The following is an 11,618-nucleotide window of genomic DNA, read 5'->3' on the forward strand; positions in this document are numbered from 1 at the left end:
GCGCCCGAACCATTATTGACCGACATTCAGCGAAACGAAGTAGCCGCCCTTGTAAGGCAGCGGCAGGAAGCGCTCATGCAGTTCCTTGAACGTCGCCTCGGGATCGAGATCCTTGAAAAGGTCCGGATGCAGCCACTTGGCGATCTGCTGCACGGCGACGAACTGATAGGGATTGTTGTAGAACTGGTGCCAGATGGCATGGACGTTGCCGTCCTTGACCGCCTTGACTCCCGTGAAGGCCGGGCGCTTGGTCAGGTTTTCGAGCTTGCGACGTGCTTCCGTCTCGTCGGCGCCATAACCGACGCCGACCCAGGCGCCGCCGGGAACGTAACCCTGCCAGTTGCCGCCGGTAATGATGATCTGATCGGGGTTCGCGGCGATGATCTGCTCCGGATTGACCGTGCCGAACGTCCCCGGGATGATGTCCTTCGCCATGTTCACGCCACCGGCGAACTCGACCATCTTGCCGAAATTCTCATTGCCGAAGGACATGCAGCAATCGTCGGAATAGCCGCCGGCGCGTTCGACAAAGACCAGCGGCTTTTTCGCGTCGGCCTTGGCGAGCACATCGGTCACCTTGGCGATGTTGTCCGCGCGGAACTTGATGAACTCCTCGGCCTTTTCCTCCTTGCCGATGAGCTTGCCCATGATGCGCATGCTCGGTTCGGTGTTTTCCATCGGCTTCTCGCGGAAATCGACGTAGACGAGCGGAATGCCGACCTTGCCGAGCTTTTCGATGTAGCCGGCCTCCTCCGTCGCCGTCTTGGCGTCGACATTCATCAGCACGACGTCCGGCTTCAGCGCCACGGCCTGCTCGATGTCGAAGGTTCCGTCCTTCATGCCGCCGAAAGTGGGCAGCTTGCCGATATCGGGATATTTGGCGAGATAGGCGGCATAGCTTTCCGGGTCGGCCTTTGTGAGGTCGTCACGCCAGCCGACAACGCGCTTGAAAGGCTCTTCCCGGTCGAGCGCGCCAAGGAAATAGATCTGGCGCCCCTCGCCGAGAATCACATGCTCGACCGGCACCTCGACCTCGACGTCCCGTCCCGTCACGTCTCTGACCTTGACCGTTTCAGCCAATGCCGGGGCCGAAAAAAGGATGCAAAAACCCATGGCGGCGGTGGCCACCCTGTTGAAAAGCCTCATTGTTCTTCGCTCCGCTGAAAAATCTGCGCGATCTAATATTTCATGACTTTATCAGTCAACATTTATCTTTTAGAACGCTTCCAAACATCATGCATGTCGCCCGAAAGTGTGCAGCGGTTTAGGGGCAACGACATGCATGAAAAGCAAGAGGTAAAGCGCGTCGCATATTCCGTATGCTTGCAGCGCGCTTTGTCGGACGGGGACGATATGAGCGACGTGGCTGAGCGGCGGAACTATAACCTTCGCGACGAAATCAAGGCCTATTGGTCGGAGCGCGCGGCAACCTTCGACCTTTCTCCCGGACACGAGATTTTCTCGGAGGAAGAGCGTGCGGCGTGGCACCGGCTGATGCGGCGCCATCTCGGTGAGGGCGAAGGCCGCCTGGCGCTGGACCTCGCAAGCGGCACCGGCGTCGTCTCGCACCTGCTTGACGACCTCGGCTTCCGGGTGACCGGCCTCGACTGGGCCGAACCCATGCTCGAGCGGGCGCGCAGCAAGGCGCGCGAGCGCCGGCGCAGGATTTCCTTCCGCATGGGCGATGCCGAAAACACGATGGAGCCGGACGATCACTACGATGCGGTGGTCAACCGGCATCTGGTCTGGACGCTGGTCGACCCGGCCGCAGCTTTCGCGGAATGGCTGCGCGTCTTGAAGCCGGGCGGCACGCTGCTCATCGTCGACGGCGACTTCGTCAACTCGACCGCGCTGGAGCGGCTGTTCTCGAAGCTCAGCGCCTGGGGGCAGCGCGCCGGGCTTCTAAAAGCGGACACCCCATCCGGCTCCCGCCGAATGATGGAGACACACAGGAGCATCCTCTCGCGTGTCCATTTCTCGCAAGGCGCGCGAGCCGAAGCAGTGGTCGACATTCTTCGGAAGGCTGGATTTGTCGATGTCGAGATCGATACCGATCTCAGCGAAATCCATCGGACGCAGGCGAGAAACTGGAATGTCTTCAAGGCGCTCGCACGCAAGAGCCAGCACCGCTACGCGATCCGCGCAAGCAAGCCGTCGAGCTGAAAGAGAACCCGCGATTTGTGGTTAAGCCGGATCGAGCGTGGCCGGCCCAGGTTCCGCGAAGCTATTGTTCTTCGGCCTGTTCGGCGAGGCGCTTCAGCCCGGGAATGTCGCAAAGGACGAGCTTCTGCCTGCCGCCCTGGACAAGACCGCGTCCTTCCCAGGCGCTCAATATTCGCGAGACGGTATGCAGTGTCGTGCCGGTCATCTCGGCGATATCCTGCCGCGAGATCGGGAAATCGATGCGCACCCCGCTCTGTTCGCGGCGGCCGGCCTTGTCGGCGAGCCGCAGCACCGCATGCGCAACGCGCCGTTCGACCTCCTCGGTCGACATCTCGCGGATTCGGGTATGCGCCTCGTCCAGCCGCTGGCCGATCGTATGCATGGCATTGACGGCGAGATGCGGGTTCATCTCGACGAAGACGTTCCAGAGCTCCGTCGGCCAGGCGAGCACCAGGCTTTCGGTCGCCGACGTCGCAGTTCCGGGATAGTCGTTGCGCTGAAGGGCGCGGGCAAAGCCGAAGAGATCGCCGGGATTGACGACCCGAACGATGATCTGCTGACCGTCCCGCGTCACTTGGGTTACCTTCAGGCGCCCATGCAGCAGCAGGTAGAAGAAATCAGCTGTCGCCCCCTGCTCGAATACCGCCTCGTTTTGCGGAACGCGCCGGACGGTCGCGTACGCCAGCAGCTGATCGAGCTCCTGGTCGCTCATCTTCTGAAACAATGGGAGTGATTTGACGAGTGTTCGGTCGAGCGCGGCCACGTCGTTCCTTGTCTTCTGCCGTTCCGATATCGCGGCTGCTATACCATAGAGCATCAGAGCAAGAAAGGACCGCCCCCCGGCCTCCCCGGCCGCGTGGCCGGAGGGGAAGGCAAGTGCGCTGTCATACCGCACCCGCGCGACGCCGCTCGAACGCAAAAAGCACACGGGCGTACCAGCGATCGTCGCGCACGAGGCGGAAGCCGAGATTGTCCGGCGGAACGCCTACGGCACAGCCGCCGCTCTTCGGCTCGCGCACGAAGAAGCTCATGGAGGCGCGGTGCTTGCCGTCGACGACATAGATGCCGCAGGCCGGCTGTTCCTTCAGCACCTCGCCGCGATCGCCGATCGTCACCCGGCGATGGCAAGTCCTGGTCCACTCCCAGACATTGCCGCCGACATCCGCCACACCGTATTCGTTTACCCCGAAGGTACCGCGACGCTGGGGCCGCGGATCGGGCGACTTCTGGCGGCTTGCCTCACGCTCGTAGTCGGCGAGCCAGCGCAGTGCCGGATTGTCGCTTTCGGCATCGATCCCCAGCGCATCGTCGGGAAATTTGCTGCCGGCGGCGAAGGCCCACTGCTCGTCGGTCGGAAGTCGCCAGATCTCTCCAGTCTGCGCCGTAAGCCACGTGGCGTAATTCTCTGCGTCGCTGTAGTTGACACCCGTGACCGGCACGTCGTCACCGCCGTCCCCGGCTTCCGGCGCCTGGCAGGCGCCATCCTCGACGCAACGGCGATATTCACCGCGGCTGACCTGGTACTTGGTGATCGCGAAGGGCGCTCTGAGTGCGGCATCGACCAGAGGCGCATCGACGGCCAGACCCCGTTTCAGAAAGTGTCCTTCGGCGCGATAACGCATCTGTCTTGGTTCTATTACGACGGTCTCCGGCCCTTTGATCGCAAGGCCGGAGACCGGCCCCACCGGATCGAACAGGCCGAGTTTCGCAGACACCGTAACGCTGAGAGCGACGAGCAGGGCCGCTGGCACAGTCAGCGAGAGGATCGACGGCGAAGTTTTCCGGTTCTTCTTGCTCATGGCTTAGTTTCCGCATGGGACATTTGTCGCGGCCGACGCGGGGAGATTTGATGCGGCCCCGCGGCGGCGCTTCGTAAGTACCAGCTTACATCGATGCCGGCTTGACCACCGACGTCATCAGATCGTCGTTCCATTCGCCGGTGACCTTGAAATGGCCGGCCGCGCCGAGTTCGAACGCTTCGATCAGATTGTGGTTGACATATGCATAGATGCCGGGCTGCCGGAATGTGTAGAAAGCCGCGCCCGCCGTGCCGCCGGGGATGAGCCATGTCTCCTGATCCAGCTCGGGCGGATTGCGGAACTTGCCGGTCGCCCAGACGTAGTCACCATGTCCGCCGATGAGGTGCGGCCGCGTATCGCGGTTCGCCTGCGAATGGATGATCAGCACCCGTTCGCCGACGGCGGCGGTCAAGGCGTTCTCGCCGGTAAGCGCCCCCACGGCACCGTTGAAGACGACATGCGTCGGAGTCAGCGTGCGCATGGCCTTGACCGTGTCCTCGTAGGCGTCGCCGGGGGTTTCGTACTTCTTGTAGTTGCCGGCCTCGTCGCGCGGCACGTAGAAATCCTGTTCGCCGACATAGTAGACGCGGTCATAGGTGAGCGCCTGGCCCTTTTCGTCCTTGAGGCCGTCGCGCGGCAGCACCATGATTGCGCCGTTCATGCCCGAGGTGACGTGCCAGGGCACCATGCCTTCCGGCGCGCAATGGTAGACGAACACGCCCGGCTTGGTTGCCTTGAAGCGCAGAACTGCCTCTTCGCCGGGATTGACCTTCGTCAGGCCGCCGCCGCCGAGCGCACCGGTCGCGGCGTGAAAGTCGATATTGTGCAAGAGCGTGTTGGTGTCCGGGTTGATCAGCGTGAGTTCGACATAATCGCCCTCGTGCACGACCATCAGCGGGCCCGGTACCGAGCCATTGAAAGTCATGGCGTTGATTTCCGTTCCGTCGCCGTCGATCACGAGCTTCTTTTCCTGAATGGTCATCGTGAATTCGACGATGCGAGGACCGGCCTTGGCCGCCTGTTCATGCACATGGACGAAAGGCGGCTTAACGAGCTCCACCTTCACGCGCGGCAAGGTCGAGATGTCGACCGGCGGAGTGGCCACCGCGGCCGCGGGCGCCGCCTGCGCGGTCGCCGTCTGCAAGAGTGGCGTCAAGGCGCCTGCGAAGGCCGCGCCGGCAAGAACCGTCCTGCGAGTCATCTGAAGCTGTTCACTCATCATCGCTCTCCTTGGGCATGATCGCGACACCGGAATTGCTGTCGGAAGATCACGCCAATATTCAACGTGTTACGGTTGCCATTGCCCCCACGGCCGGCTCACCGTTGCTTTGACCGCTCGTTTTTCAGCGTTCGTATTCCAAGTAGAACCAGATGCCGCCGACATCTTTGTCTTGGAACAAACGTTTCCCGACGCCTCGCATATTTCGGGAAATTCACCTGCGCACTTTGTCGCACCTCCACCAATACTTGCGATTCAGCAAAGCGCGCCAATACTTGCGTTTTCGCAAAGAATGGACCTCCCCCCATGGTACTCGGTGCCATCTCGATATCGATCGGGATCCCCGCAGACAGGATCGGACAATGTTTCGTATGCGCAGCAAATCGCCGCCCCGTGGGAGCATACCGCGCGGGCTTGCCACCACCGGGCCCGTTCTCTTCTCCTATGGCTTCAGGCCGTTCTTTCTCGGAGCAGGTCTTTGGGCTGTCGGCGCGATGGCCGCGTGGATCGCGGCGCTAAGCGCGGGCATCGATATCGCTGGGGTCTACGGCGCCGCGCACTGGCATGCCCATGAAATGTTGTTCGGTTTCTCATCCGCCGTGCTCGCGGGCTTCCTCCTGACGGCGGTGCCGAACTGGACCGGCAGGCTTCCTGTGTCGGGCCTGCCGCTCGCCTTGATCTTCGGCCTCTGGCTCGCCGGCCGGTTGGCGTTGCTCGCAACCGATCTTCTCGGCCTGACGCCGGCGGCCGCTGTCGAAGCATTGTTTCTACCGACGCTACTGGCGATCTGCGCCCGCGAAGTGATCGCGGGTCGGAAATGGAAGGACCTGAAGGTGATCGGCGGATTGGTGTTGCTGTCGTGCGCCAACGTGCATTTCCACCTCGCGGTGCTGGCCGAGGCCAACGTCGATACGGCGGCAAGGCTGGCGATCGGGGCCTATGTCATGCTGATCATGATCGTCGGGGGACGAATTCTGCCGAGCTTCACGCGCAATTGGCTGAACAAGTTCGGCCGCACCGATTTTCCCGTGCCCTATAATCGCTTGGACACCGTCGCCATCCTGACGGGCATCGCAGCGCTCGCTTCCTGGGCGCTGGCGCCGGAACATGTGCTCACCGCCGCAATCGCGACAATCGCATCCTTGCTTCACATTGCCCGCCTGCTTCGCTGGCGCGGCTGGACGACCTATCCCGAGAAGCTGCTCCTCGTGCTGCACATCGCCTACGCCTTCGTGCCCTTGGGGTTCGCCGGGATTGCCGCAGGCGCGCTCGGCGCACTCGGGGAATACCCGGTGATGCACATCCTGACCGTCGGCGTCATGGCGTGCATGATGCTGGCGGTAATGACCCGCGCAAGCCGGGGACACACCGGCCGGCCGTTGACGGCGTCGCCGATCACCAGCGCATCCTACGTGGCAATCATCGGCGCGGCGCTGGTGCGGCCCTTCGCGGAAGTCGTGCCGGCCTATTACCACGTCCTGGCCGCCGTATCGGGCGCCCTTTGGATATGCGCATTCACCCTGTTCTGCCTGGAATACGGGCCGATGCTGGTGCGCAACCGCCGCTCGCCGCGCGGCGCGGCCTGAGACCAGCTCTGGCCGGCGGCGTCGCCCGCCGGCCGTACTACTGCTTGAGTCGCAGCAGGGCCTTTCGCGCTTCCTCAACCAGCGCGTGGTCCGGGTGGCGGCGAATGAAGCGTTCATAGGCCTCGACGGTGTTCTTCGCCTTCACCCGCTCGAACTCGGACCTGACGGCCACCTCGGGATCCGGAGGTTTCTGCATCTCTACCCCGCCTGCTTTCTTCACGCCTTGCACAGAGGTCGACAGGCCGATCGCCAGAACGGCTAGGCCGACCGGTTTCAGTAATCCGCGGAACGCCACAAAAATGTCTCCAATTTTAACGATCGGCTTATGAGAATCGTATCTCGCGGCGGCTATTGTCCCGGACGCGAGCTTTCAGGCTCTACAGCGCCGCGCGTCTTATCAGACGCGCAAAGAACGCTGTAGCACTTTGAATTGCTGCATGTTTCCTTAATCGGCGACGATTTAAGGAAACATGCAGTAGGCGCCATCACGTCAAGAGTGGGAATTTGCATGAGCGGAACGGGCAAATCCATCAAATTTGTGCAGCCAACCGGGAACAGCCTCATTAACGGGGTGCTCTCGAGTGTGGCGTGGAACGGCACGATCACCTATGCCTTTCCCACAGCCGCCGGCAGCTACAGCTACAGTGGGGAAAAGAACAGCAGCTTTGCTGCCGTATCGGCGGCTCAGAAAAACGCCGCACTCTTCGCCATGGAGCAATCCTTCGGTTCCGCCGCCAATGACGGCTTCTCCGTCGAAGGCTTCACCAACGCCAGCTTGGCCCTCGGCAGCGCCAACACCGCGACAGTCCGGTTCGCGCAGTCGAAGGTGCCGTCAACAGCCTATGCCTATTACCCGGGTACCAATCCTGAAGCCGGCGACATCTGGTTCGGTACGGCCTATGCCGGCACCGTTAATGACTATCGCACGCCCGTGGCCGGAAACTACGCGTGGCATACGCTGCTGCACGAGCTTGGTCATGCACTCGGCCTGTCGCACGGGCATGAGGCCGACGACTACGGGGCGCTGCCCGCGCAATATAATTCGATCGAATATTCGATCATGACCTACAGCGGCTTCATCGGCTCCGGCAACGCCTATTGGTACGAGCGCTTCGGTGCGCCGCAAACCTTCATGATGGCCGACATCGCCGCGCTGCAGGAGATGTATGGCGCCGACTTCACGACCAACAGCGGCAACACCGTCTATAAATGGACACCGGGAAGCGGCGCCACGCTGGTCAACGGCGCGACCGCCATCGCCCCAGGCGCCAACCGGATTTTCGCGACTGTCTGGGATGGCGGCGGGACCGACACCTACGACCTCTCCGCCTACAAGACCGGGCTCAAGATCGACTTGCGCCCCGGCCAAGCCTCGACCTTCAGCGCCGACCAGCTTGCCTATCTCGGCGGCGGTCCGAACGACGGCTACGCGCGCGGCAATATCTTCAATGCCCTGCTTTACCATGGCGACACGCGCTCGCTGATCGAAAACGTTCTGGGCGGATCGGCCAGCGATTCGATCATCGGCAACCAGGCCGCCAACACGCTTCGCGGCAATGCCGGCAACGACGCGCTGAGCGGCTACAGCGGCAACGACTTGCTCGACGGCGGCGTCGGCAATGACAGCCTGTATGGCGGCGCCGGAGCGGACAGGCTGACCGGCGGGACCGGAGCCGACAGGTTTCTCTTCAAGGCGCTCACGGAAACGACCGTCGCCACGACTGGCCGTGACACGCTCTACGATTTCGTCGCCTCGCAATCGGACAGGCTCGACCTTTCGGCGATCGACGCCAACACGACGGCGACGGGAAACCAGGCATTCGTCTTCGTCGGAACAGCCGCTTTTTCCGGCGGCAAGGGCGAGCTGCGCTACGACCGCGCGGCGTCCGACACCTATATTTATGGTGACGTCAACGGCGACAGGAAGGCGGATTTCGCCATTCACCTCGACGATGCCGTGGCCATGCAGAAGGGTTACTTCGTTCTCTGAGCGGAATTGCCCGCTTCGATGAAGAGGCGGCGGCCACTGCATGTTTCCTTAAATCGTAACTGAGTTAAGGATAAAAACATGCAGCAATTCAAAGCGCTACAGCGTCCGTTGCGCGTCTGATAGGACGCGCGGCGCTATAGTCACGCTGCCTCTCATCGTCCGTAAGACTGCACAGCCGAGGCCATCCTGTCCGGTGTCCATGCCGGCTCATAGGTCAGCCGCACCTCGGCATATTCGACGCCGGGAACATACCAGACGCAGTTCTCAACCGCCTCCTTGAGGAACGCCGCCGCCGGGCAGCCTTTCACGGTCGTCGTCATGGTGACGCGCACGACGCCGCCCTCCCGCACCTCGATGTCATAGATCAGGCCGAGGTCGACGACGTTCGATCCCAGTTCCGGATCGATGACGATCCGCAGCGCGTCGCGGATGCGCTCGACCAATTCCTCCGCATCAGGCGCCGACATGATGACCCGGCTTTCCGACGCGAATGAGGATGCGATAAACCTCGCCGGTCACATCGAAGTTTCCGGCCCAGCGATGACCGCGCTTGGCGAGTTCGGGATAGAGAAACAGCGGCTCGCGCGAGAGCAGGGCGAAAAGCACTTCGCCGGCTTCCATCTTCTCGACGGCGGCGAGGATGCGCACCATCGGCTCCGGCGGATCAAGCTCGGTCAGGTCGAGCTGGCGCACTGGATCCGTCCATCCGTTGAGATCCATGTCCCCGGCCGACATGCGAACGTCGTCAACCTGCCCCTCAGGGGTAAACAGCACGGCCCAGTCGCCGTTGCCGAGGGCCTCTTCCTGGTGGGAAAACCCGCGCCCGGCCATGACGCTGAAAAGCGGCACCGGCCGGAAGGAGGCGATGAGCCTCAGAGCCTGTCCGGGAGCGAGGTTGTCGACGGCGTTCATGATCACCTGAAAAGGATCACCGCCGCCGCGCAATATCGGCCGGACATCAAGTTCGTGCGGTTCTATGGTCATGGTTGTCTCCATAACTGAAAGGATGGCAGGAAAAGGTGCGGACGTTGAGCACCTGTCGGCAAGCGAAGGCTGGCGGGTACGTTCGAGAGCCGGCGCGCACGGGTAAACTCGAGGACAAGCACCAAGATTGCGACCAATTGGCAAAGGCTGGCAAGCCGGAAAAGTGGCTGCGCACCAACCGAGAGACTGAGGGTCGCGATCAGCACCGATGCGTAGAACGCGCGAAACCAGCCGAACGCCCGCCGTTCGACGACCAGATCCTGGACACGCGGCGTCGGGGTGCGGCCGAGCGCCGGGCCATAACATTCGAGCCAGGTCATGAAAGGAATGATCTTGTAAAGCTGGGCAAGGCCCATGCCCGTCAACCAGCCGAACGCGACGAGATAAACGAGCGAACCGATGCCCTGTTCCATGCGGTCGGTCACGAGCAGTCCCACGAAAAGAACCGTGGCGGCGGCAAGCGCGCCAAAGGCGCCTATGCTCGCGCGGGTGTTGAGCTCGATTTCCCGCCTCCTTCGCTCCCGGTAGATCCGAAAGATGTCGCTGGCATAGAACACGACCGCGAGCACGCCAAGGCAGGCGGCAGGGACCAACAAGGCGAGACGGCCGGGCGAGCCCGCCAGAATAAGCGGAACGACGCCGGCTACCAGGCCAAGCGCACCGCTGCCGGACAGCCAGACTACCCTGCTGCTGCGACGCTCCGCGTCCGGCGAAAGCATGAACATGGTCAGGAGACGATAGCTGACGCCCATCGTTGTAAAGGTCAGCCAGCCGCCGAGACCGAGTACGGCATGCAGCGAGACACCTTCCAATGTGAGGGCGATCGCAGCATCGGCCTCCGCCAAGCCTCCGCGGACAAAGGCATAGTTTCCGCCGAGCAGCACCGTAACGACCAGAGCGCCGAGACCAACGACGACGAACCGCGCGGTGAGCGGCAGAGGCCGCGCGCGCCATAGCGTCACCGCGAAGGCGGCCCCGATTAAGGCAAAGCCGGCTATCGTCAGGGCCGCCGCCACCGGCAGCACGATCGGCGGCAGATCGATACTGCCGGAAAGCCCGACGAAACCGAGCACCAGGCCGCCGATGCCGGCTACGAGAAGCACGAGGGCGGGAAGAGCGAGATGGGTGCAGCAAAGCGGCCGGCCGACAAGGACCGGCACGAATTGCAGCAGCGCACCCGCCATCAGCAGGCTCAACCAGCCGAGCGCGATCGTATGAACCAGCGCCAGGGTTTCGGGCGCCTCAATCGCAGCGGCGGGATATCCGTAACCGAGGACCATCATCGTCTCGCCGATCAAGAGAAAGGCGAGTGCGGCAGCGAAATAGGACATGGTCCAGCGAGATAGCGTGGCCCCGAACATCTCGATTCACCTGGTTGACCGGATCACGCGAACCTAAAGCGCCGTGCGTCATATCAGACGCGCAAAGGACGCTGTCGCATCTCGAATTGCTGCATGTTTTTATCCTTAAACCGGCTACGATTTAAGCAATCATGCAGTGGCGAGCTCACGTGACCGGTTCTGATAGGCAGGAATGCGGTCGCCGCTCAATGGCTACCACAGCAGCATTCGCAGCCGGAGGCCTCAAGCCGCCCGATTTCGACGCGCCATACGTCGGGTCCCTGTTCCAGATATTCCCAGAAGAATTCGCCCGGATGCCTCGCTTCGAGCTGGTAGTGGAGCGGTCGCGGGTCGTGGTCATTGATGAGGATGAGGGAACCTCCTGCGGCGAGAGCATTCAGCATGCCGAAAATTTTCGGGTGGCGCTCCACCGGGGGAATGGTCCGGACGTCGATGGAGGGCTTTGATTCCGTTTCTGCAGTTGTCATGAGGGATCCGTTCGCCGCCGCCGACATTGTTCAGCTTTCCGGGACGAGG

Annotated in this window: 12 protein-coding genes; 3 read left to right on the plus strand and 9 right to left on the minus strand. The window is 62.2% G+C overall.

Going from position 1 to position 11,618, the window contains the following annotated elements:
• Positions 1–12 precede the first annotated feature (12 nt).
• Positions 13–1,146, minus strand: a complete 1,134-nt coding sequence (locus tag RB548_RS31835; protein ID WP_331376355.1) for an ABC transporter substrate-binding protein — start codon at positions 1,144–1,146, stop codon at positions 13–15.
• Between the two features lie 207 nt (positions 1,147–1,353).
• On the opposite strand from RB548_RS31835, the gene RB548_RS31840 reads away from it, so the two are divergent.
• The gene (locus RB548_RS31840) at positions 1,354–2,163 is read left to right on the plus strand and encodes a methyltransferase domain-containing protein (protein ID WP_331376356.1); all 810 of its coding nucleotides are present in this window, start codon (positions 1,354–1,356) and stop codon (positions 2,161–2,163) included.
• Between the two features lie 61 nt (positions 2,164–2,224).
• Here the strand turns inward: RB548_RS31840 and RB548_RS31845 are convergent, their stop codons facing one another.
• The 3 genes from RB548_RS31845 to nirK all read right to left on the minus strand — a co-directional run bounded on the left by RB548_RS31845 (position 2,225) and on the right by nirK (position 5,181).
• Entirely contained in the window at positions 2,225–2,926 is a 702-nt protein-coding gene (locus tag RB548_RS31845) for a Crp/Fnr family transcriptional regulator (RefSeq protein WP_331377187.1), read from the minus strand.
• Positions 2,927–3,047: 121 nt separating this feature from the next.
• Positions 3,048–3,962 (minus strand): formylglycine-generating enzyme family protein, encoded by a 915-nt coding sequence (locus RB548_RS31850; protein ID WP_331376357.1) that lies wholly within the window; start codon positions 3,960–3,962, stop codon positions 3,048–3,050.
• An 85-nt stretch (positions 3,963–4,047) separates the two neighbouring features.
• Positions 4,048–5,181, minus strand: coding sequence for a copper-containing nitrite reductase (nirK, locus tag RB548_RS31855; protein WP_331376358.1), 1,134 nt, complete (start codon positions 5,179–5,181; stop codon positions 4,048–4,050).
• Between the two features lie 362 nt (positions 5,182–5,543).
• On the opposite strand from nirK, the gene RB548_RS31860 reads away from it, so the two are divergent.
• A complete protein-coding gene (locus RB548_RS31860) occupies positions 5,544–6,767 on the plus strand; it encodes an NnrS family protein (RefSeq protein ID WP_331376359.1) in 1,224 nt (407 codons plus the stop codon).
• A gap of 37 nt (positions 6,768–6,804) precedes the next feature.
• Here RB548_RS31860 and RB548_RS31865 read toward each other — a convergent pair whose 3' ends face one another.
• Positions 6,805–7,062 carry a hypothetical protein gene (locus tag RB548_RS31865; RefSeq protein ID WP_331376360.1) on the minus strand — a complete coding sequence of 86 codons (258 nt, stop codon included), beginning with the start codon at positions 7,060–7,062 and terminating at the stop codon, positions 6,805–6,807.
• Between the two features lie 213 nt (positions 7,063–7,275).
• Here RB548_RS31865 and RB548_RS31870 point away from each other — a divergent pair, with 213 nt between their 5' ends.
• A complete protein-coding gene (locus tag RB548_RS31870; RefSeq protein ID WP_331376361.1) occupies positions 7,276–8,757 on the plus strand; it encodes a M10 family metallopeptidase in 1,482 nt (493 codons plus the stop codon).
• 152 nt (positions 8,758–8,909) lie between these two features.
• On the opposite strand, the gene RB548_RS31875 is transcribed toward RB548_RS31870, so the two are convergent.
• The 4 genes from RB548_RS31875 to RB548_RS31890 all read right to left on the minus strand — a co-directional run bounded on the left by RB548_RS31875 (position 8,910) and on the right by RB548_RS31890 (position 11,569).
• Positions 8,910–9,224, minus strand: a complete 315-nt coding sequence (locus tag RB548_RS31875; protein WP_331376362.1) for a metal-sulfur cluster assembly factor — start codon at positions 9,222–9,224, stop codon at positions 8,910–8,912.
• Positions 9,211–9,741, minus strand: a complete 531-nt coding sequence (locus RB548_RS31880) for a DUF2249 domain-containing protein (protein ID WP_331376363.1) — start codon at positions 9,739–9,741, stop codon at positions 9,211–9,213. The genes RB548_RS31875 and RB548_RS31880 overlap by 14 nt, the downstream gene beginning before the upstream one ends.
• The gene (locus RB548_RS31885; protein WP_331376364.1) at positions 9,738–11,102 is read right to left on the minus strand and encodes a hypothetical protein; all 1,365 of its coding nucleotides are present in this window, start codon (positions 11,100–11,102) and stop codon (positions 9,738–9,740) included. Before RB548_RS31885 ends, RB548_RS31880 begins: the two co-directional genes overlap by 4 nt.
• Before the next feature lie 185 nt (positions 11,103–11,287).
• Positions 11,288–11,569: a DUF2249 domain-containing protein gene (locus tag RB548_RS31890; RefSeq protein ID WP_331376365.1), complete on the minus strand. Its 282-nt coding sequence runs from the start codon at positions 11,567–11,569 to the stop codon at positions 11,288–11,290.
• Positions 11,570–11,618: the final 49 nt, after the last annotated feature.

Origin of the sequence: Sinorhizobium chiapasense, from assembly GCF_036488675.1 — a bacterium.
GTDB lineage: Bacteria > Pseudomonadota > Alphaproteobacteria > Rhizobiales > Rhizobiaceae > Sinorhizobium > Sinorhizobium chiapasense.